Source organism: Dictyoglomus sp. SSW (assembly GCF_055181335.1).
The window spans coordinates 1464304-1485835 of record NZ_CM143705.1 but is presented as its reverse complement, the minus strand read 5'-3'; the positions used below and the strand labels follow the sequence as shown (position 1 = coordinate 1485835).

The 21532-nt window shown below is 32.9% G+C and carries 26 protein-coding genes and 5 tRNA genes; 21 read left to right on the top strand and 10 right to left on the bottom strand.

The window, feature by feature from the left end; all coding sequences use genetic code 11:
• Positions 1–13 precede the first annotated feature (13 nt).
• Entirely contained in the window at positions 14–1294 is a 1281-nt protein-coding gene (gene serS, locus ACY3JM_RS07365) for a serine--tRNA ligase (protein WP_463111210.1), read from the bottom strand.
• A 10-nt stretch (positions 1295–1304) separates the two neighbouring features.
• Complete coding sequence (locus ACY3JM_RS07360) at positions 1305–2003, bottom strand: metal-dependent hydrolase (protein ID WP_463081856.1); 699 nt, start codon at positions 2001–2003, stop codon at positions 1305–1307.
• Positions 2004–2096: 93 nt separating this feature from the next.
• On the opposite strand from ACY3JM_RS07360, the gene ACY3JM_RS07355 reads away from it, so the two are divergent.
• Entirely contained in the window at positions 2097–2450 is a 354-nt protein-coding gene (locus tag ACY3JM_RS07355; protein ID WP_463081857.1) for a hypothetical protein, read from the top strand.
• Positions 2451–2502: 52 nt separating this feature from the next.
• Here ACY3JM_RS07355 and ACY3JM_RS07350 read toward each other — a convergent pair whose 3' ends face one another.
• Positions 2503–4152 (bottom strand): S1 RNA-binding domain-containing protein, encoded by a 1650-nt coding sequence (locus ACY3JM_RS07350; RefSeq protein ID WP_463081858.1) that lies wholly within the window; start codon positions 4150–4152, stop codon positions 2503–2505.
• Between the two features lie 165 nt (positions 4153–4317).
• Between ACY3JM_RS07350 and ACY3JM_RS07345 the strand changes: the two genes are divergently transcribed.
• The 13 genes from ACY3JM_RS07345 to rplL all read left to right on the top strand — a co-directional run bounded on the left by ACY3JM_RS07345 (position 4318) and on the right by rplL (position 9346).
• Positions 4318–4392 (top strand) — tRNA-Thr (locus tag ACY3JM_RS07345).
• Positions 4393–4408: 16 nt separating this feature from the next.
• Positions 4409–4494 (top strand) — tRNA-Tyr (locus ACY3JM_RS07340).
• A gap of 8 nt (positions 4495–4502) precedes the next feature.
• Positions 4503–4579, top strand: a tRNA-Met gene (locus ACY3JM_RS07335).
• An 18-nt stretch (positions 4580–4597) separates the two neighbouring features.
• Positions 4598–4673: transfer RNA gene (locus ACY3JM_RS07330), tRNA-Thr, on the top strand.
• A gap of 73 nt (positions 4674–4746) precedes the next feature.
• Positions 4747–5964, top strand: a complete 1218-nt coding sequence (tuf, locus tag ACY3JM_RS07325; protein WP_463081859.1) for an elongation factor Tu — start codon at positions 4747–4749, stop codon at positions 5962–5964.
• 23 nt (positions 5965–5987) lie between these two features.
• Positions 5988–6137 carry a 50S ribosomal protein L33 gene (rpmG, locus tag ACY3JM_RS07320; RefSeq protein WP_463081860.1) on the top strand — a complete coding sequence of 50 codons (150 nt, stop codon included), beginning with the start codon at positions 5988–5990 and terminating at the stop codon, positions 6135–6137.
• Positions 6136–6212 (top strand) — tRNA-Trp (locus tag ACY3JM_RS07315). Before rpmG ends, ACY3JM_RS07315 begins: the two co-directional genes overlap by 2 nt.
• Positions 6213–6244: 32 nt before the next feature.
• Positions 6245–6457: a preprotein translocase subunit SecE gene (gene secE / locus ACY3JM_RS07310; protein WP_463081861.1), complete on the top strand. Its 213-nt coding sequence runs from the start codon at positions 6245–6247 to the stop codon at positions 6455–6457.
• Between the two features lie 10 nt (positions 6458–6467).
• The gene (nusG, locus tag ACY3JM_RS07305; RefSeq protein ID WP_463081862.1) at positions 6468–7004 is read left to right on the top strand and encodes a transcription termination/antitermination protein NusG; all 537 of its coding nucleotides are present in this window, start codon (positions 6468–6470) and stop codon (positions 7002–7004) included.
• 15 nt (positions 7005–7019) lie between these two features.
• Positions 7020–7448 (top strand): 50S ribosomal protein L11, encoded by a 429-nt coding sequence (gene rplK / locus ACY3JM_RS07300; RefSeq protein ID WP_463081863.1) that lies wholly within the window; start codon positions 7020–7022, stop codon positions 7446–7448.
• Between the two features lie 62 nt (positions 7449–7510).
• Positions 7511–8239, top strand: coding sequence for a 50S ribosomal protein L1 (gene rplA / locus ACY3JM_RS07295; protein WP_463111209.1), 729 nt, complete (start codon positions 7511–7513; stop codon positions 8237–8239).
• Positions 8240–8411: 172 nt separating this feature from the next.
• Positions 8412–8948, top strand: coding sequence for a 50S ribosomal protein L10 (gene rplJ, locus ACY3JM_RS07290; RefSeq protein WP_463111208.1), 537 nt, complete (start codon positions 8412–8414; stop codon positions 8946–8948).
• 17 nt (positions 8949–8965) lie between these two features.
• Positions 8966–9346 (top strand): 50S ribosomal protein L7/L12, encoded by a 381-nt coding sequence (rplL, locus tag ACY3JM_RS07285; RefSeq protein ID WP_463083626.1) that lies wholly within the window; start codon positions 8966–8968, stop codon positions 9344–9346.
• A gap of 20 nt (positions 9347–9366) precedes the next feature.
• Here rplL and ACY3JM_RS07280 read toward each other — a convergent pair whose 3' ends face one another.
• Genes ACY3JM_RS07280 through ilvE form a run of 7 tightly spaced genes read right to left on the bottom strand, consistent with a single transcriptional unit; the run spans position 9367 to position 16983 of the window.
• Positions 9367–10590 (bottom strand): aspartate kinase, encoded by a 1224-nt coding sequence (locus ACY3JM_RS07280; RefSeq protein WP_463111207.1) that lies wholly within the window; start codon positions 10588–10590, stop codon positions 9367–9369.
• 18 nt (positions 10591–10608) lie between these two features.
• Entirely contained in the window at positions 10609–11607 is a 999-nt protein-coding gene (locus tag ACY3JM_RS07275; RefSeq protein ID WP_463111206.1) for an aspartate-semialdehyde dehydrogenase, read from the bottom strand.
• A 17-nt stretch (positions 11608–11624) separates the two neighbouring features.
• Positions 11625–12518 (bottom strand): homoserine kinase, encoded by an 894-nt coding sequence (gene thrB / locus ACY3JM_RS07270; RefSeq protein WP_463111205.1) that lies wholly within the window; start codon positions 12516–12518, stop codon positions 11625–11627.
• Positions 12515–13555, bottom strand: a complete 1041-nt coding sequence (gene thrC / locus ACY3JM_RS07265; RefSeq protein WP_463081869.1) for a threonine synthase — start codon at positions 13553–13555, stop codon at positions 12515–12517. The genes thrB and thrC overlap by 4 nt, the downstream gene beginning before the upstream one ends.
• Positions 13556–13557: 2 nt before the next feature.
• Positions 13558–14832, bottom strand: coding sequence for a homoserine dehydrogenase (locus ACY3JM_RS07260; protein ID WP_463111204.1), 1275 nt, complete (start codon positions 14830–14832; stop codon positions 13558–13560).
• A complete protein-coding gene (lysA, locus tag ACY3JM_RS07255) occupies positions 14829–16106 on the bottom strand; it encodes a diaminopimelate decarboxylase (protein ID WP_463111203.1) in 1278 nt (425 codons plus the stop codon). The genes ACY3JM_RS07260 and lysA overlap by 4 nt, the downstream gene beginning before the upstream one ends.
• Positions 16096–16983, bottom strand: a complete 888-nt coding sequence (ilvE, locus tag ACY3JM_RS07250; protein WP_463111202.1) for a branched-chain-amino-acid transaminase — start codon at positions 16981–16983, stop codon at positions 16096–16098. The genes lysA and ilvE overlap by 11 nt, the downstream gene beginning before the upstream one ends.
• A gap of 159 nt (positions 16984–17142) precedes the next feature.
• Here ilvE and rpsF point away from each other — a divergent pair, with 159 nt between their 5' ends.
• The 7 genes from rpsF to ACY3JM_RS07215 all read left to right on the top strand — a co-directional run bounded on the left by rpsF (position 17143) and on the right by ACY3JM_RS07215 (position 21514).
• Positions 17143–17436, top strand: a complete 294-nt coding sequence (gene rpsF, locus ACY3JM_RS07245) for a 30S ribosomal protein S6 (protein WP_463081873.1) — start codon at positions 17143–17145, stop codon at positions 17434–17436.
• Between the two features lie 6 nt (positions 17437–17442).
• Complete coding sequence (locus ACY3JM_RS07240) at positions 17443–17880, top strand: single-stranded DNA-binding protein (protein WP_463091396.1); 438 nt, start codon at positions 17443–17445, stop codon at positions 17878–17880.
• Positions 17877–18134 (top strand): 30S ribosomal protein S18, encoded by a 258-nt coding sequence (gene rpsR / locus ACY3JM_RS07235; protein ID WP_463081875.1) that lies wholly within the window; start codon positions 17877–17879, stop codon positions 18132–18134. Before ACY3JM_RS07240 ends, rpsR begins: the two co-directional genes overlap by 4 nt.
• 49 nt (positions 18135–18183) lie before the next feature.
• Complete coding sequence (locus ACY3JM_RS07230) at positions 18184–19131, top strand: DUF2232 domain-containing protein (RefSeq protein WP_463081876.1); 948 nt, start codon at positions 18184–18186, stop codon at positions 19129–19131.
• Between the two features lie 4 nt (positions 19132–19135).
• The gene (gene rplI, locus ACY3JM_RS07225; RefSeq protein WP_463081877.1) at positions 19136–19594 is read left to right on the top strand and encodes a 50S ribosomal protein L9; all 459 of its coding nucleotides are present in this window, start codon (positions 19136–19138) and stop codon (positions 19592–19594) included.
• Positions 19595–20956, top strand: a complete 1362-nt coding sequence (gene dnaB, locus ACY3JM_RS07220) for a replicative DNA helicase (RefSeq protein WP_463081878.1) — start codon at positions 19595–19597, stop codon at positions 20954–20956. It abuts the gene before it with no gap.
• Between the two features lie 75 nt (positions 20957–21031).
• Positions 21032–21514 carry a roadblock/LC7 domain-containing protein gene (locus ACY3JM_RS07215; RefSeq protein ID WP_148807469.1) on the top strand — a complete coding sequence of 161 codons (483 nt, stop codon included), beginning with the start codon at positions 21032–21034 and terminating at the stop codon, positions 21512–21514.
• The last annotated feature ends 18 nt before the right edge of the window (positions 21515–21532 follow it).

Genomic DNA, 21532 nt, shown 5'->3' with positions numbered 1-21532 from the left:
ATGGGGGCTTATTTTATGCTTTGGGTTTAATCTCTCTAATACCTAAGGTATAAGGTTGTAGAGCTTTCGGAATTAAAATGCTTCCGTCTTCTTGTTGATAATTTTCAAGGATAGCAATTAATGCTCTTGAAATTGCAATAGCTGTACCATTTAGCATATGTACATATGCTACTTCTCCTGTTACTCTTCTAAATCTTATATTTAGTCTTCTTGCTTGGTAGTCTGTGCAATTTGAACAGCTTGTAACCTCTCCAAAATCTCCTCTCCCTGGCATCCATGCCTCAATATCAAATTTTCTTGCAGCAGGTGCTCCCAAGTCACCAGAGCAAATATCTAAAACTCTATATGGTATTTCTAGTTTTTGGAAGATTTTTTCCTCTAATCCTAATATGTATTCATGCATGTCTTCTGAATCTTCAGGCCTACATATAATAAATATTTCTGCTTTACTAAATTGGTGGACTCTATAAAGACCTCTATTATATCTTCCATATGCTCCAGCCTCTGTCCTAAAACAGTGAGAAAAGCCTAAATATTTTAGTGGAAGGTCTAACTCATCTAAAATTTCATCTTTGTGGTAACCACCTAAAGTTATTTCTGCAGTAGCAATAAGGCCTAAATCAAAATTTTCTACTCTATAAATTTGGGCTTCAGGTCCTCTTGGTTGAAAACCTATGCCATCAATGATCTCCATTTTGGCTAAGTCTGGAGTAATAAATATTTTGAAACCTTCTGGAACTAAAGTATCTATAACCATCTGCATCAGAGCAAATTCTAATATTACAGCTTCATTTTTTAAATAGTAGAAGTTTGATCCTGTAACTTTACTACCTCTTTCAAAATCCAATAAATCATTCATCATTCCTAAGTCCAGATGGTCCTTGGGAGTAAAGTTGAATTTTTTAATTTCTCCCCATCTTTTAATTTCTACATTATCATTTTCATCTTTTCCCCTTGGGGCTTTTGGCGAAAGAAAATTAGGAAGTTGCCAGAGACGTTGATAAAGTTCTTTTTCAATATTTTTGAACTCTTCTTCGATTTTTTCAATTTTTTCCTTTAATTCTTTAGCTTCTTTGATTAACTTTTCCCTTTCTTGATCTTGTTTTTTGCCTATTTCTTGAGATATTTTATTTCTTAGTGATCTTAGGTTATCTAATTCTTTTTGGAGTTCTCTTCTTTTAGAATCTAATTCTAAAATATAGTCCACATTATATTTTTCTGGATCTAAGTTTCTTAATAGGATATTTTCTTTCATTAGATCAGGATTTTCTCTTAATGTTTTGATATCAATCATGGTTTACCTCCTAAACTTTAAAAATATTTGCAAGAAAAAAGATTATGTTTACTATTATTAAGATAATCATGAAGATCTTTTCTTCTAAGCTATTTGTACGAAATATTTTCAGACTTATTTTCCATTTTATTGGAAATACGGGATTAATCCCATGAAATGTCATCATATCGCCTATTAAATGGCCTAAATAGCCAATATTAATTCCTATATAGAATCCATTATACATGTTTATAAAACTTAATGGAAGATTTTTAAGGTTATTAATATACATTGCAGACAGAAAAAGATTTATAATTAATAAACCCCATATACTATGAAGTAAGCCTCTATGTACAAATAAGGGCTTTAGTAATAACTTAAAAACTAAAGATAGAATTATGGATACAATTGTAAAAATAACAAAAAATAAGATTATTTTATCATATATATAGTTTAGTCCAGTTTTAGAACATATCAGTAAAGATAAAGCTAAACTGAAAAAAACAGATAAAATAGGAATTAGTAAGTTGAGCAGTGTTTTTGTTGGAAGAAGTCTTTTTGAGACTTCTGAGTGAGGTGCATCAACATCTGGTACAAAAGTACCAATAGTTGTTCCTATGATGGTGCCAATACCCCAAGGAGTTAGTATCTTTTCTGGCATCCCATCTGATAGTTTAAGAATGGTCTGTAGAACTAAGTAATTTAAAGCTAAATGTGTCTTATATATCATTATTTACTATTTCCTCCTTGTATGATATATTTTATAAGTATAACAGAAAATTCAAAGTCTATTTAAAAATGTCTGTGAGGGGGAATAAGGAGAATGATGATTAATATTAGTAGAATTTTAGATTTTGTTATTTTTGGAATAATTATTGTTTTTCTTGTGTTCTTATATAGACTTTTAAGTTCATCTCAAGGTAAAATTACAGAGATATATGAGATAAATAAAAAAATAGAAGAACTGTCCAATAAGGAAGAAGCTTTGAGGAGAGAGATAAGAGAAATTTCAGAGATGTTGAGAGTTTTAAGAACACAAGAAACATCTTTATTAGAAGAGGTTAAAAAAGTAGCAGAAAAACAATCTACAACCTTAAACTTTCAAGATTTAGATCAAAAAATTGCTCTATTAGATAAAAAAATCACAAGGATTTTAGAAATTATTATGTCTAAATAAAAAAATACCCCCTCCTTCAAAATAACAAAAGAGGGGGTAGGTAGTATTTATGCTATTGAATATTTTTGAGCTTTAAGATTTCACCTAATGTTATAGGCGGAGGAGAAAATTCTTTTAGTTGTTCTTTAATTTCTTTTTCTAATCTCTCTTTTAATAATGCTTTTCTTGAAAGAATAATTTTTCTGTTTTGAGTATTAATTCTTATGATTTTAGCTTCTATATAATCTGTAACGTTTTCATTATCTTCTTTATCAAGGTATACTTGATTTTGAGGTAGGAATCCTTCTATACCTGGTTCTATTTCTACAATTATTCCATCTTTTGTTTTTTCTATTATCTTTCCTTTTATGTTATCTCCTTCTCTATATCTTTTATCTATGTCTTCCCAAGGATCTTTTAATAAATCTCTTCTACTTAAAGTGAGTTTTCTATTTTCCTTATCAATATTTATAACTTTAACCTCTATTATGTCTCCTATTTTAAAGAAAATTGAAAGGTTATCTATTCTTTCCCAAGAGAGATATTTTTTAGGAATTAAGCCTTCTAAGCCTGGTTTTATTTCTAAGAAGATCCCAAAGTCTGTAATATTAGTGATTTTACCTTTTGTTATATCTCCTACTTTTAAGATCTCATCAATCACTTCCCAGGGATTGGGTTCGGTTTGCTTTACACTCAATATGATTCTTTGCCTTTCATCATCAACCGATAATACCTTTACTTTTATTTTGTCTCCGACTTTAAATTTTTCTCTTTCTTCATTAACTCTTCCCCATGTGATCTCATTTTGAGGTACATAACCAAATAAATTATCTGTTTTAACGAGAATTCCATTTGTGATTTTAATTATTTCTCCTTCTATAATACTTCCTATGGGGTATTTTTCTTTAAATACACTCCATGGATTGGGTTGTGTTTGTTTAATACTGAGTTCTGCAGTTTTTGATTCATCATTTAACTTTAAAATCTTAGCTTTAACAATATCTCCAACCTCAAAAAATCTCCTAACATTTTTAATGAGGAACCACGATAATTCATCATAATTGACAGTTCCGATTATACCAAAACCGAGATCTACTGTTATTTTATCATCTTCTACTTTTATGATCTTGCCTCTCACTATATCAGAGTTTTTAATTTTTTCCCATAGATCTAATTTTTTTTCTTCTTGTTCCTTCTCTAATAATTCTCTAACGGATATAATTAATTGTTTTCTTTCCGGGTTAATTTTTACTATTTTCCCTTCCACTTTTTTGTTTAGATAAAATTTTGGAGGTTTTAATGGGGGCATATCTATCTCTCTATGTGGTATTATTCCAATGATTTCATTTTCAATCTCAATGATAAATTTTCTATCCTGATAGTCAATTACTTTACCCTTTATAGGTTTTTCGTTTTCATATGCCCACATTAACTCTTCCCATATTTTATTTTCTATGGCTTTTTTGTTTGATACTAAAATAACACCATCTTTAAAATTAATATGCTGAATAATGACGGGTATTTTATCTACCTTCTGTTTTTTCTCAATCTTGGATTTTATTTCCTTAGATAATTCAGTGTATGGTAAAAATGCATCATATTTTTTTCCAATATCTAACCATATCCCATCTTTATCCTCACTTAGAACAGCACCGTAAACGAGAGTGTCTGTAGTTAATGATAAATCTGAATCTTCTAATTTTATTTCTGATAATTCTTCCATATATAGAATCCCTCCTTTAATATAGCTTAATAAATTACCAAAAACCTTTTTAATTATATCATCAATTACTGTTATAAAAAATAAGCCTGCCCCTTGACTTAGATTTGATTTATGTATATACTTTTCAGTGTCCAGTTGAGATAAGTTTATGAAAGAAAAAATTAAGCCGAGGTAGCTCAGCGGCAGAGCAGCTGATTTGTAATCAGCGGGTCGGGGGTTCGAATCCCTTCCTCGGCTCCATAAGATGTGTGAATATGGGGAGGTACCCAAGTGGCCAAAGGGGGCAGACTGTAAATCTGCTGGCGGACGCCTTCGGGGGTTCAAATCCCTCCCTCCCCACCATTTAATATCGCGGGGTAGAGCAGCCAGGTAGCTCACCGGGCTCATAACCCGGAGGTCGAGGGTTCAAATCCCTCCCCCGCAACCAATTTTTTATATTTAATGGGCCCACGTAGCTCAGTCGGCAGAGCGTACCCTTGGTAAGGGTAAGGTCACCGGTTCGATCCCGGTCGTGGGCTCCATTTTAAATATAATCTTAGGTGTTTTATTTTCTAATTTTTATAATCAAAACCAAATTTTAGGAGGAGATAAAGGATGGCGAAGGAGAAATTTGTAAGGACGAAGCCACATGTAAACATAGGTACGATAGGTCACGTAGACCATGGTAAGACGACATTAACGTCGGCCATAACGATGGTATTAGCGGCGGAAGGGTTAGCGAAGCCATTGAAGTATGAAGACATAGATAAAGCGCCTGAGGAGAGGGCGAGAGGAGTGACGATAAACTTATATCATGCGGAATATGAGACACCAAACAGGCATTATGCGCACATAGATGCGCCGGGGCATGCTGACTATATAAAGAACATGATAACAGGGGCTGCACAGATGGATGGAGCGATCTTAGTAGTATCAGCGGCGGATGGGCCAATGCCGCAGACGAGGGAGCACATACTATTAGCGAGGCAAGTAAACGTGCCATACATAGTAGTATTTTTAAACAAGATAGACATGGTAGATGATCCAGAGATTGTGGACTTAGTTGAGATGGAAGTAAGGGACTTATTAACGAAGTATGGATATCCAGGGGATGAAGTACCAGTAATAAGGGGGTCAGCATTAAAAGCCGTAGAGGTAATGGGTCAGAATCCGAACACGAAGAGAGGGGAGGACAAGTGGGTAGATGCGATATGGGAATTAATGGATGCGGTAGACAGTTACATACCATTACCTGAGAGAGATGTAGACAAGCCATTTTTAATGCCAATAGAGGACATATTTAGCATAACTGGTAGAGGGACAGTAGTTACGGGGAGAGTAGAGAGAGGAAGAGTGAAGGTAGGGGATGAAGTAGAGATAGTAGGGTTAACAGATGAGATAAAGAAGAGTGTAGTAACAGGGGTAGAGATGTTCAGGAAGCAATTAGATGAAGCGATAGCTGGAGACAACATAGGGATATTATTAAGAGGGATAGACAAAGATGAAGTAGAGAGGGGACAAGTAGTAGCGGCGCCAGGGAGTATAAAGCCACATACGCATTTCAAGGCGCAAGTATACGTATTAAAGAAGGAAGAAGGGGGAAGGCACACGCCATTTTTCAGTGGATATAAGCCACAATTTTATTTCAGAACTACAGATGTAACAGGTGAGATAAGATTACCAGAGGGAGTACAGATGGTGATGCCAGGGGACAATATAGAGATGGAGATAAAGTTAATAAAGCCTGTAGCATTAGAGGAAGGTTTAAGATTTGCAATCAGAGAAGGTGGAAAGACTGTTGGTGCAGGTGTCGTAACTAAAATTATTGAATAATAACTGAGAGGTGTTATAATAAAATGAGAGTAATCATAACATTGGCTTGTACAGAATGTAAAGAAAGAAATTACACTACAGAGAAAAATAAGAAAAACGATCCAGATAGATTAGAGTTAAAAAAGTATTGCCCAAGATGTAGAAGGCATACTGTTCATAGAGAAGTAAGGTAGGCCCGTAGCTCTAATAGGGAGAGCACCGGACTCCAAATCCGGGGGTTGCAGGTTCGAGCCCTGCCGGGCCTGCCAAAAATTTTTATATTTAGGAGTGTGTACTATATATGGTAAAGGCAAGTATATTGGATAAAATAAAAAATTTTTGGGCTGAGGAAAGATTAGAATTAAAGAAGGTTGTGTGGCCTGATAAGAATAAGGTCTTTCAATTATCTTTAGCCTTAGGGATAACATTAATATTGTTAATTATAATTATATCATTCTATGATTTTGTCTTTACTCTTTTAAGTAGACTTATTTTAGAAAGTTTTACAGGCTAAAATGGAGGTAATGTCAGTGACAGGGCCTAAATGGTATGTAGTACATACATTGGCTGGACATGAACATAAGGTAAAAGCAATATTAGAAAGACAAATAAAGCTATTACATTTAGAAGATAAGGTATTTGAAATTGTTGTTCCTGAGGAAAAAGTAATGACAGTAAAAGGTGGAAAAAAGAGAATTCAGGTAAAAAAAGTTTTTCCGGGATATCTTTTTATTAGAATGGTGGAAGATGAAGATGTAAAAAGGCTTATTAGAAATACTACTGGGGTTACTGGTTTTGTTGGAACTCCAGGAAAGCCGAGTGCGCTTAATCCAGAAGAAGAACATTGGATTAAGAGATTTTTGGAGCAGAAAGAAATAAGGCCAGAACTTAAGGTTAAAAAAGGAGATAGGGTATACATTAAATCAGGACCATTTATGGGATATGAGGGATTTGTGGATGAGGTTTATCCTGATAAAGGAACAGTTAGAGTTCTTTTATCTATTTTTGGGAGAGAAACTCCAACAGAAATTGATCATACTCAAGTAGAGAAAACTGATTAAAAGGAGGGAATAGTCTTGCCTAAAAAAATTGTTGGAAAAGTTAAGCTACAGTTACCCGCAGGAAAAGCAACGCCTGCTCCTCCAGTAGGTCCTGCTTTAGGGCAATATGGGGTAAATATAATGGAATTCTGTAAGGCCTATAATGCAGCAACAGCTGGTCAAGAGGGAATGATTATACCGGTTGAAATTACTATTTATGAGGATAGAACTTTTACTTTCATTACTAAAACGCCTCCTGCATCTGATCTCCTAAAAAAGGCTGCTGGTGTGGAAAAGGGATCAGGAGAGCCTAATAAAGTAAAAGTTGGAAAAGTTAAAAAAAGTAAAATAAGAGAAATTGCAGAGTTAAAGATGAAGGATTTAAATGCACATGATATAGAAGCTGCAATGAGAATGATTGAGGGTACAGCTAGAAGTATGGGGATTGAAATAATAGAAGGATAGATGGGTTTAGGTGGGAGAGGATATACCTCGTTAAAACCACAAAGAGATAAGGAGGATATAAAATGGCAAAAAGAGGAAAAAGATATTTACAATTAGCATCATTAATTGAAAAGGGTAGATTATATTCACCCAAAGAAGCTGTAAGTTTAGTAAGAAAACTTGCTACTGCAAAATTTGATGAAACTATTAACTTGGCTGTAAGATTAGGTGTTGATCCTCGTCATGCTGATCAACAAGTTAGAGGTACAGTTGTACTACCGTATGGCACTGGTAAAGAGAAAAAGGTATTGGTTTTTGCTGAGGGAGAAAAAGCTCAAGAGGCAAAAGAAGCTGGAGCTGATTATGTAGGAGGAGAAGAGTTAGTTAAACAAATTGAGAATGGTTGGTTAGATTTTGATGTTGCTATTGCTACTCCTGATATTATGGGTACATTAAAGATTCCATCTCGACTAGGAAAGATATTAGGTCCAAGAGGACTTATGCCAAACCCAAAAACTGGTACAGTAACTAATGACATAGCAAAGGCAGTAAAGGAATATAAAGCAGGAAGAATAGAGTTTAGAACAGATAGATATGGAATAATTCACGTTCCTATTGGAAAGGCTTCATTTTCTGAGGAGGCTTTGTATAAAAATTTAATGACAGTCTTAAGCACTATATTAAGATTAAAACCCCCTTCTGCTAAAGGTCAATATTTTAAGAGTGTGCATATATCTCCTTCAATGGGGCCGAGTGTTCCTATTGATACTAAAAATCTTGCAGATATTATAAGACAAGAGGAGGCAGCATAAACTTATACAGATATTAAATAAAGTTCTATAACTTGGGCCGAAGACCGTAGGTAAAAAATATTAAAATCCTACGTAGGCCTTACTGGTTTTTCGAAATATATGTATATTCCATAAGGGAAAGCCAGAAGGCTTTCCCTTATGTTTAATAAAAAAGGAAAAGGAGGTGAAAAATTTGCCAAAGCCAGAGAAAGTTCAAAAAGTCGAAGAGATGTATAAAAAAATGGAAAAAGCTAATGCATTAATATTTACAGATTTTAAAGGTCTAACAGTGGCTGATCTTTTCGAGCTACGTAGCAAAATTAGAGGATTACAAGCAGAATATAGGGTAGTAAAAAATACATTAGCTTTATTGGCCATCAAAAGGTTATATCCTGACAAAGAATTTGACAAGTTTTTTGTAGGACCTACAGCAATAACTTATTGTTATGATGATCCTTTTGCTGTTATAAAAGCTTTAGCAGATTATTCAAAAGATCATGAAGCCTTAAAGCTTAAAGGTGGAGTGGTAGACAGAGACATATATACAGCAGATGAAATAAAAGAGATGGCAAACCTCCCACCAAAAGAAGTTATCTTATCACAAGTAATAGGAAGTATAGCTTCACCTTTAAGTTCCTTAGTATGGAGTCTAAAATGGCCTATAAACAAATTGGTATGGACATTAGATGCTATCTCTAAAGAAAAAGAAAAGATTTCTATAAATCAATAAAAGGGAGGTTAGGAATGATGAATAAAGAAGAAATCATTCAAGCTATTAAAGAGATGAAGGTTTTGGAGTTGGTGGAATTAGTAAAGGCATTGGAGGAAGAGTTTGGTGTTAGCGCAGCTATGCCTGTTGCTGCTGTTGGAGCACCAGTAGCAGGAGCTGGAGCTGCAGCTGCTCCTGTAGAAGAGAAAACAACTTTTGATGTCATACTAAAGGATGCAGGAGCAAACAAGATAAAGGTTTTAAAGGTAGTAAGAGAAATTACTGGTCTTGGTTTGAAGGAGGCAAAAGATCTCGTAGATTCTACTCCTAAACCAGTAAAAGAAGGTGTTTCAAAACAAGAGGCTGAAGAAATTAAAGCTAAATTAGAGGCAGAAGGAGCAGTAGTAGAAATTAAGTAGTATTAAAGGGGGAGAAGATATTATTCTTCTCCCCCTAAATTGAATCCATCATGTAATGCTCTAACAGCTTTTTCAACCAAATCTCTTCTTATAATACATGTAATTTTAATTTCTGAAGTTGTTATCATCTCTATATTTATTCCAGCAGATGCAAGAATACCAAACATTTTTGCTGCAATTCCTGGAGTACTTTGAATTCCCCATCCTACTATTGATACTTTTCCTACATTATTATCGTAATTTATTTCTTTTGCACCTATTTCTTTTACCACTTCTTGTATTGCTTCGATAGTCTTTTGTAACTCTTTTTCAGGTACAGTAAAAGATAAATCTGTGATACCATCTTTACTAACGTTCTGTACTATGTCATCAACATTTATAGCTCTTTCTCCCAATGGGGCAAATATTTTATGAGCTATACCTGGTTTATCAGGTACACCCACTATGGTTACTTTAGCTATATTTTTATTATGGGCTATTCCTTTTACTTTTTGTTTTGTTTCCACTTCTTTTCCCTCCCCAATTAAAGTACCAGAATTTTCATTGAAACTTGATCTTACTATAACAGGTACTTTGTAAGTTGCTGCTAAATCTACAGACCTAAGCTGCATAACTTGCGCTCCTTGTCCTGCCATTTCTAACATTTCTTCGTAGGATATAAAGTCTAATTTTTTAGCATTAGGAACTATTCTTGGATCTGCAGTAAAAATTCCATCAACGTCAGTATATATTTCGCATATATCTGCTTTTAAAACTGCTGCAAGAGCAACCGCAGTTGCATCGGAGCCTCCTCTTCCTAATGTGGTTACATCTCCTTTTTGAAGTTCATATCCTTGAAAACCTGCTACTATAACAACTCTTCCTTTTTCTAATTCTTCAAGAATTCTTTTTGGTTCTATCTTAAGTATATTAGCTTTTGTGTGAATATTATCAGTTATAATTCCTGCCTGTTTTCCAGAAAGTGCTATTGCTGGTATTCCTAAATTTTGTAAGGCCATGGCTGTCAAAGCTGCAGATATTCTTTCTCCAGATGAGAGTAAAAAATCCATTTCTCTCGGCTCAGGATTAGGATTTATTTTTTCCGCCATTTCTATTAAATCGTCTGTTGTATCACCCATAGCAGAGACGACTACCACTAATTTGTGGCCCTCTTTATAATATTTAGCTATTCTTTTAGCTACGTTTTTGATTTTTTCTATTGATCCTACTGAAGTACCACCATATTTTTGAACAACTAAACTCACTTTTCATTCCTCCCTAATTTAGAAAATCAATTTTTCTAATATCTGTACCGCATTAAGAGCTGCACCTTTCCTTATATTATCAGATACTACCCACATGTTGATAGCTCTTGGATCAAAGAGGTCTTTCCTTATTCTTCCTACAAATACTTCGTTTTTCCCATCGCAAAGTAGTGGCATAGGATAAAGTTTTTCTTGAGGTTTATCAATAACTTTAACTCCAGGTGCTTCTTCAAGAGTTTTATATACTTCTTCTAAAGTAAAATCATTCTCAAATTCTACATAAATTACTTCTGAATGACCTCTTATAACAGGTACTCTTACACAAGTTGGAGAGACTTTTATTGATGAATCGTGAAGAATTTTATGAGTCTCTCTAACCATTTTCATCTCTTCTCTTGAATAATTTTCATGTTCAAAAGTATCAATGTGAGGTATTAAATTAAAACTAATAGGATAAGGAAAGGCAGAAGGAATAAATTCCTTTTCCTCTAAGAAAGCCTTTGTACTTTCCATAAGTTCATTAATAGCTTCTTTTCCTTTTCCAGAAACTGATTGGTATGTAGCCACAAATATTTTTCTAAGCTTCCATTTTTTATGTAAAGGATTTAAAGCTACTAACATTTGAATAGTGGAACAGTTTGGATTAGCTATTATATTTTTGTGATTTTTTAAATCTTCAGGATTAATCTCTGGGATAACTAAAGGTACATCAGGATTCATTCTAAACGCATTACTATTGTCTATAATTATTGTACCTTTTTTAGCAATTTCTGGAGCAAGTTCTAAGCTTATTTCTTCTCCTATTGAGAAGAGGGCAAAGTCTGCTTTTGAAATATTTTCTACAGTGGCTTTTTCTACTTTTATTTTTTCATTTCCAAAATCTACATAAGTCCCTTCAGATTTTGCTGATGCAAAGGCATAAATTTCACTTATTGGAATTCTTCTTTCCCATAAGATTTTTAGCATTTCTTGCCCCACTAAACCTGTGGCTCCTACAATTGCAATTTTATAGGGCATTTCTTAACCTCCTTTTTTCAATTAAGTTTTTCTAAAGTAATACCATTGTGTTCTATTTTTAATAATTTAAATTCACCTTTTAGGGCTTCCTTTAAATTATTTTCTAATTTTTCTAAAATTTCAAGAGCTTCTTGTTCGTTGAATAGAAGGACAAGAAGAGATGGACCAGAACCACTTAAAACAATTTTTTTGCCATGTTTTTCTACTTCTTTTGATAACAAAGGGTATTCTTTTATTAATTCAAATCTATAGGGTTGATGAATCTTATCATCTAAGCCCATTTTTACTAATTTTTCATCTTTTTGAAATAATCCAGATATTAGTATTCCGAATTTTTGAAGATTGAAAACTACATCTTCTCTTTTATAATAATGGGGTAAAATACTTCTTGCTTCTTGAGTTGATAAGTAATAGTCTGGTATATAAAGTAATCCCCAAAAATCATAGTTTATTGGTAATTTGGATATATAAATCTCTTTTTCATTTTTTAAACATATATTTATACCACCATTTATAGCTGCAGATATATTATCCAAATGGTTTTCAAATTTTAAAGCAATGTTCAGTTTCTCGTGTAGATTAAGATAGGTATTGGTTATTATCTCTGCTGTATATATTCCGCCTACTATAGCTGATGCGCTACTTCCTAAGCCCTTTCCTATGGGAATTTCTGACCATAGTTCTATAATATAATTTGATGGTTTCTTATTTATATAATTTATTGTTTCATTGAATGCTTTAATAAAAAGATCATTATTTATTTTATTTTTATTTATAATCCTTATATCATCTTTGTGTGACTCATCTTTTTTTATATAAATGTGAAGATATAAATTCCAAGCTATACCGATAGAGTCAAAGCCTGGTCCAATATTAGCAGATGTGGCAGGAACCTTTATATGATAGATCACTTTTCTAAAATCCTTTCTAATTCTTTTATATCAGGTTCTATAACATATTCTATTTTCGATTGTTTAATGGCAATATCTGGATCTTTTAAGCCATGTCCTGTAAGTACACAAACTACTTCATTACCTTTAAATTTTCCATTTCTTATAAGTTTCTTTACACCAGCCCACGATGCTGCAGAAGCCGGCTCTACAAAAACCCCTTCTTTGCTTGCTAACTCTTTTTGAGCTTCTAAGATCTCCTCATCGCTAACAGTATCTATTAAGCCTGAAGATTCTTTTACTGCATTTATTGCTTTATCCCAACTTGCGGGATTTCCTATTTTTATTGCTGTTGCTATAGTTTGTGGATTTTCAATAGGATGTCCTTTTACTAAAGGAGCAGCACCTTCTGCTTGAAAACCTAACATTTTGGGTAAAGTATTACTTTTTCCTATTTTAAAATATTCTTTAAAGCCCATCCAGTATGCGGATATATTTCCTGCATTTCCTACAGGAATAGCTAAATTTTCAGGTGCTCTTTTTAAGGTATCACATATTTCAAAGGCAGCAGTTTTTTGTCCTTCTAATCTATATGGATTTATTGAGTTGACAATGGTTATGGGGAATTTTTGTCCTGCTATTTTTACTAAATTTAAGGCGTCATCAAAATTCCCTTTTATACTTATAACCTTTGCGCCATACATTAGTGCTTGCGCTAATTTTCCTAAAGCAATAGCTTTTTCTGGGAGAATAACAAAAGATTTTAAATTTGCTAATGCAGAATAAGCAGCAGCTGAAGCAGCGGTATTTCCTGTAGAGGCACATATTACTGCTTTGCTTCCTTCTTCAAGTGCTTTTGCTATAGCGACTACCATTCCTCTATCTTTAAAAGAACCTGTTGGATTCATACCTTCATATTTAAGCCAAATATCAATGTTATAAATTTTTGAGAGATTGTAAGCATAAATGAGAGGTGTGTCTCCTTCATGTAAAGATATAATAGGTGTCTTATCTGTTAAGGGTAGAAATTCTTTGTATTTAAAAAGTACTCCTTTCATTTTTATCCCTCAATTCTTATTAGACTTCCCCAATTTTCTAAGATGGGGAGTTTTTTAATCTCACTTATAGCTTTTTGCATACTATTTTCATTTGTTTTATGTGTAAGAATAACTATTTCTGCTTTTTCTTCTTTTTCTGACGTTTCTTTCTGAATAACAGAGGATATGCTTATACTATTTTCTCCCAATATCTTAGCAATTTGTGCAAGAACCCCTGGCTGATCTTTTACCCAAATTCTTATATAGTATCTGGTAAAGAAATTTTCCCAATTTTTTATTTTGGAAGGATAAAGATAAGCAAAAGAATAATATCGGGGTAACGAATATAGTAAAGTATAAGCAGATTCTAATATATCGGATAGTAATGCCATAGAAGTAGGATAGGGACCAGCACCTTCACCATATAATAAAATATCTCCTCTTTTTTCTGTTTTTAAAAGGATTGCATTATATACCCCTCTTATTGATGCAAGGGGAGAATTTATTGGAATCATAGTTGGGTGTACTCTTGTTTCAATTTCTCCGTTATTTTCTTTGCTTATGGCAAGCAATTTTATTTTATAACCTAAGTCTTTTGCGTATAACAAATCTCTTAATGTTATGTTTTCTATTCCTTCCCTGTATATGCATTGAGGTGTAATGGTTGTGTGATAAGCAAAAGAGGATAGGATGGACAATTTATAGGCTGTATCTAAACCTGAGATGTCCTTTGTTGGATCTGGTTCTGCATATCCTAATTCTTGAGCTTTCTTTAAGCTTTCATCAAAATCTTTTATTTCTTCTTCCATTTTGGTGAGTATATAATTGGTAGTACCATTTAATATAGCCCAGATTTCTTTTACTTTATCGACAACCATGGCTTCTTTTATCGTTTTTATTATGGGTATACCTCCGCCTACACTTGCCTCAAATAATATATCTACGCCTTTTTTCCTTGCTATCTTATATAGTTCTTCTCCATATAAAGCAATAACCTCCTTATTGGCTGTAACCACAACTTTCTTTTCTTCTAGTGCTTTCTTTATATAGGAATAAGCAGGTTCTATTCCTCCCATTAATTCAACTATGATTTGGATTTCTTGATCTAATATGATTTCTTCAGGGTTTGTTGTTAATAAATCTTTTGGAATTTCTCTTTTTTTATTTAAATCCTTTACAAGAACTTTTTTAATTTCTAAAGGTTCTCTAAGAATATTTAGAATGGTTTCTTTTTCTGAATATAGTACTTTAAAGAGTGCTTGTCCTACTTGTCCCCCACCTAAAAGTCCAATTTTCATATTTGACCCCTCAAAAGATCTTCATAAGTATCTCTTTTAACTATTAATCTATCTTTTCCATTCTCTATCAGTACTACACCGGGTCTAACCGTAGCATTATACCAAGTAAACATTGAAAAGTTATAGGCTCCTGTAGAAAATGTTATTAAATAATCTCCGTAATTTGGCCATTTATCTTCAAAATCCCTTATAAGAATGTCTCCAGATTCGCAATGTTTTCCTGCTATTGTATATATGGTATTTGTACTTTCATTAGATGTTATTAATAAGGCTGAATATTTAGCTCCATATAAAGAAGGTCTAATATTATCTGACATTCCACCATCTACTGATACGTATTTTCTTATACCTGGAATCTCCTTTCTACTTTCTATTTTGTAAATTGTAATTCCTGCTCTTCCTACCAAAGATCTACCTGGTTCGCATATTAGTGTGAAATGATGTCCAATAGTTTCTTCAAATTTTTGGGATACTTGGTAAGCTAAATCTTCTATTTCTGGAGGGTTATCGTCTTTTGTATATGCAATACCTAATCCCCCACCTATACTCATTTCTTCTATGTTAGTATTAGCTGATTTTAAATTATTATATATTTCGCTTAATACTTCAGCTAATTTTACATAGGCACTTATATCAAAAATTTGAGAACCAATATGAGCATGTAATCCTTTAAAATCTATGTATTTTTCTTTCCTAATTCTTTCTATCAATTCATAAACTTGGTTAATAGGAAGACCAAATTTAGTGTCTATTTGACCTGTTCTAATAGATTTATGTGTACTTACTTCAATATTTGGTATTAACCTAATAAGTACCTTTATAGAAGTTGAATGTTTATCTGTTAGAAATTTTATTTTTTCGTATTCATCAAAGTTGTCAATTATTATGGCTCCTATATTTTCCTTTATAGCATATTCTAATTCATGGATGCTTTTTGCATTACCATGAAAATAAATTTTATGAGAATCTACACCTGCTGATCTTGCTATAAAGAGTTCTCCACCTGTTGATACAAGGAATCCTAAGCCTTCTTTATAGAAAATCCGTATTACTTCTAATATTGGTAGAGCCTTAATAGCAAAAAGTACTTTAAATTTGTTTTTATAGTACTTTTTCCATGAGTTAATATATTTCTGGGCTTGAGTTATTAATGTTTTTTTATCAATTACATATAATGGAGTACCATATTTTTCTGCTAAATTTTTAATACTGATACCATCTATTTTCCATTCATCTTGGAAATGAAAAGTTTCAGGATATATTTTATTTTGCATATACTTGACTCCCCGCTATGCCAGATTGGGCATATTCATGGAATATTTTTCTTATTTTTTGAGTTATTTCTCCAGGTTTTCCATTTCCAATGATTCTTTCATCTATTTTAATAACAGAAATTATCTCTACAGCAGTACCAGTAAGAAAAACTTCGTCAGCATTATATAGATCATATCTTGTAAAGAAACCTTCTACCACTTCTAGACCAAGTTCTTTCTTAGCCAAATCTATGACTGTTGCTCTTGTAATCCCAGGTAAAGCTCCCAGGGTTACAGAAGGTGTAAATAAAATTCCTTTTTTAACAAAAAAGATATTATCGACAGTGGCCTCTGTTACATATCCTTGATGATTAAGCATGATACCTTCCGCAGCTCCGGCAATACGTGCCTCGATTCTTGCTAAAATATTGCTCATATAATTTAGAGATTTAATTCTGGGATCTAAAACATCGGTTGGTGATCTACGAGTGGCTACTGTTACTGCAGTAAGACCAGTTTCATAAAATTCTTCAGGAAAAACCTTTATTTTATCTGCAATTATAATTACGGTACCCTTTTTACATTCCCAAGGATCAATCCCTAATCCATACTCACCACGAGTTACAATAAGTCTTATGTATGAATCTTTTAAGTTATTAACTCTTACAGTTTCTATTATAGCTTCTTCCATTTCTTCAAAAGAAAGAGGTATATTTAACCAAATGGCTTTTGCTGATGCATATAATCTTTCTAAATGCTCTTTTAACTTGAATACACTACCATTATAGGCTCTTATACCTTCAAAAACACCATCCCCATATAGTAAGCCTCGATCGAAGACTGAGATTTTTGCATTTTCTGTTTGGATAAATTCTCCATTTATATACACTAACCCCATTTTCAACTCCTCCTTTTTTTAAAGTAAAATTATACAGTTATGATGAAAAATTTTCAATTGAAATATCTTGGCTTTTTGTTAAAATAATAGTATAATTTTTGAGCTAAATCCTGCTCCATGATTAAAACATGGGGCCAAAAAGTCCAAAGGAGGTTAGAGATGCGTAAGTATGAGGTAATGTATTTAATCAGTCCTGAGCTTTCAGAAGAAGAATTGAATCAACTTACGGAGGATCTTAAAAAGGATATAGAAAATTTAGATGGAGAGGTTCAAACGGTTGATAACTGGGGTAAGAAAACATTGGCTTATCCTGTTAAGAAGTTTAATGATGGATATTACGTGATTATGACTTTTTTATTCCCACAAAATCAGTTATCTGAATTTGAAAGAAGGTTGAAGTTGAGGGAGAAGATTTTAAGGTATATGATTACTCTATTAGAGAAGGAAGAATAATGAATTATGCTTAATAAAGTATTATTGATTGGACATTTAGTAAAAGATCCAGAGATGAGATACACTCCAAGTGGGGTGCCCGTTACTACTTTTAGAATAGCTGTTAATAGACCTAAAAATAGTAAGGGTGAAAGAACAGCAGATTTCATAGACATAGTGGCATGGAGAAGGCTTGCAGAAATATGTGGTGATTATTTAAAAAAGGGAAGACTTGTGGCGGTTGAAGGAAGATTAAGGACAAGGATTTATCAAACTCCTGATGGTCAGAAAAGAAAAGTAGTAGAAGTAGAGGCTATAAATGTTCATTTTTTGGGAAAGAAAGAGGAAAATAATGAACCAAACTCTGTAGAGGAACCTATTGAAGATGTTACAAGTATTGAAATTGAAAGTGAAGAAGAGATTTTAAATGAATTACTGGAGGAAAGCGAGGAGGAAGAAGAATGAGTAATGATAAGGTTTCTGCTAAAACTCAAAGATTTGCATATTCTTCAGGAAGAAAAAAGTTTTGTGTTTTTTGTAGTGAAAAAATAGATTATATAGATTATAAGAATGTGGAAAGATTACGCAGATTTATGACGGAAAAGGGCAAAATTATTCCAAGAAGAGTAAGTGGCAATTGTGCAAGACATCAAAGACAATTAAGTACTGCGATAAAAAGAGCAAGATATATGGCACTTTTACCTTATGTGGTTAAGTAAAATGATTATTAAGAGGGAGAGTATAAACTCTCCCTCCTCTTTTTGAGGTATGTTCAATACTCGCAGTGTTGCTGAAGGAAGTTTAATAACAGCTATAAGTATTATTTTATTTTGGCTTTCTTATTGGTTCTTTCCTCTAATTTTCTTTTGTTCTTTGCCATTTATCTTTCTATCTTATCGGCATAATATTAAGATAAGCTTTCTTTCTCTTCTTATCTCTTTTATACTTGCAAGTTTAATGATGAATCCATTTAGTACTTTTGCTTTATTTTTGCCTTCTGGTTTTTTGGGCATTTTTATTGGATACGGCATAAAAGCAAAATGGAATATATATAAGTTGTTGTTTATCGGTTTTGTTATAATTCTATTTTTTCAAGTATTAAATATCATGATTTCTATGATATTTTTTAAGATCCCCTTTGAGAAAGCTCTGGGGTTAGATGTTTATAAGGAAAGTTGGCAGAAATCATCAGAACTTTTATCTAAATATTTTAAAGATAAGGAATCTCAAGAAATTATCAATTTACAAGGAAGTTTGGTAAAAAATATAAATCTTTTTATCCCAACCCTTCTAATTATATCTGCCTTTACCCAAGTAATTATAAATTATCTCATAGCTGAGAGGGTTTTAAGAAGATTTCAGGTAGATATTCCCAAGTTACCAAATATAGAATCTTTAAGGGTTTCTAAAAAGTTATTATTTATTCTTTTTCTTATTTATATTATCACTGGAATAACTTATAGTTTTTTAAAAACTTTACCGTGGATTCAATATTTAGGTATAAATATTTCTTTATTGATTCAAGCCTTGGTACTTGTGAATGGATATATTATTCTTTGGATATTTCTAAAAAATTATATTATGGTTAAATGGCTTAGATGGTTATTATTGATTTTCATAATTTTAAATCCTATTTTCGGGAGTATAATATTTATTGGAGGGCTTATAGACATTTTTTACCCTTTAAGAGATAAAATCTTAATGAAAAGGGAGTAGAAATATGAAAAAGATTAAAGTAATGCTTTTAAAAGATGTAGATAATCTTGGTAAAAAGGGAGATGTTATTAATGTAAGTGACGGTTATGCAAGAAATTATTTGCTTCCAAAAGGATTAGCTCGAGAAGTCAATGAGGGATTATTAGAAAATTTAAAATTACAGGAAATTTCTAAAAAGAAAAAGGAAGAAAAACTGATAGAAAAGTTTAGAAAGGAAAAAGAATTATTAGAGAAGAATACATATGTTGTAAAAGCTAAGGTAGGAGAAACAGGTAAACTTTTTGGCTCGATAACTAGTAAAGATGTGGCAGATATTATAAACGAAAAATTAAAACTTGGTATAGATAAGAAACAAGTGGAGTTAGATGAACCGATAAAATCTTTAGGAGAATATGAAGTGACTATAAAACTTCATCCTCAAGTTGTTGCTAAAGCAAAAATTATCGTGGAAGCTGAGAAATAGATGAGAAATAGGGAAGATATATTAGGAAAAGTTCCACCTCATAATGAAGAAGCAGAGCAGGCTGTTTTAGGAGCTATGCTCCTTTCCAGAGATGCTATTGCGAAAGTTATTGAAATTCTTCAATCGGATAGTTTTTATTATGAACATCATAGTATTATTTTTCGAGTGATTGTGGAGCTTTTTGAAAAGGGCCTTCCAGTAGATTTAGTATCTGTAACAGAGGAGTTGAGAAGCAGAAATTTGTTAGAAAGAGTTGGGGGAAGTGTATATGTTGCTTCTTTGTTGGATGTAGTGCCCACAGCAGCAAATGTAGAATATTACGCTAATATTGTTGCTGAGAAGGCTTTACTTAGAAAGCTTATATATGCGGGTACGGAAATAGTATCCTTAGGCTATAGAGAAAATGAAGCACCAGAACTTCTGGTAGATAAAGCTGAACAGTTAATATTTGATATAGCTCAACACCATAGATTTAGAACTTTAGTACCTCTTAGAGATATACTTGCAAAAAGTTTTAAAGAAATAGAGAGATTACACCAAACTGGAAAACCGTATACGGGTATTCCTACTGGATTTTGGGATTTGGATAGAAAAACTGGGGGTTTACAACCTTCTGATCTTATTATTGTGGCTGCAAGGCCTGGTATGGGAAAAACATCCTTTTGTTTAAATATTGCCCAACATGTAGCCTTAGAAGAGCATTTACCCGTTGCTATTTTTAGTTTAGAAATGTCAAGTTTTCAATTGGCTTTAAGACTTTTAGGGTCAGAAGCCCAAATAGATATTCACAGGTTGCGAACTGGTCAGATTAAAGAACATGAGTGGCCAAAATTAGCAAGAGCTTTTGGTAAACTTGCTGAAGCACCTATTTTTGTTGATGATACTCCTGATTTGAATGTTATAGAGATGAGAGCAAGAGCAAGAAGATTAAAAGCAGAAAGAGGACTTTCTCTTATAATTGTGGATTATTTACAGCTTATAAGGTTGCTCGATAGAGATAAGAGCGAGCATCAACAAATATCAGAAATCTCAAGAGGATTAAAATCCTTAGCCCGTGAATTAGAGGTTCCAGTAATAGCTATATCTCAGTTATCAAGGGCTGTGGAAACAAGAGCAGAAAGAAGACCACAACTTTCAGATTTAAGAGGGTCTGGAGGCTTAGAGCAAGATGCTGATGTAGTAATTTTTATATATAGAGAAGGATATTATAAGGCTCAAGAGTCAGAAGTAGAATCAGATATGCCAGAAGAGGTGGAAATCATAATAGCTAAACAAAGAAATGGACCCACAGGAACTGTGAAATTGCTGTTTCTCAAAAATTCTACTTCCTTTAAATCGCTAAGCCTAAGAGAAGAATTCTAAGTTTGACTATAGGCTTTTAAAGGATTATAATTTTTGTAAAAGTTTTAATTAAGTAATATCTAAGGAGGGTTCTAAATGGATGAAAGGGAACAGATATTATCTTTAGTTATATCATTGGAGGACCAGGAGGAGATTGAGCGTTATTTGGGACAATTTTTATCGGAATCAAAAGCTAAGGCTGCTCTATTGATAGATAAAAGTGGTACTGTTATTGGTGGTAGAGGAACTGCTTCTCAGTTTGATTTTGTAACTATATCTGCCTTGGCTGCAGGAGCTTTCTCTGCGACTCAAGAACTGGCAAAACTTCTTGGAGAAGAAGAGTTTTCTTTAATATTCCATCAAGGTAAAAGAAACCATCTGCATATATCCCATATTGAAAAACAAGTATTGCTCTTAGTTATTTTTGATGATTCTACTACATTAGGAATGGTAAGACTTTTTGCACAAAAAGCTTGCGAAAATTTAGCTAAAATAATCAAGAAAATTAAGGAAAAACAGAAAGATATTCCAAAAGCTGAATTCAATTTTAATGATATAGAAGATTTCTTTAAAAAGTAAAAATTTTTAGAAAAGGTG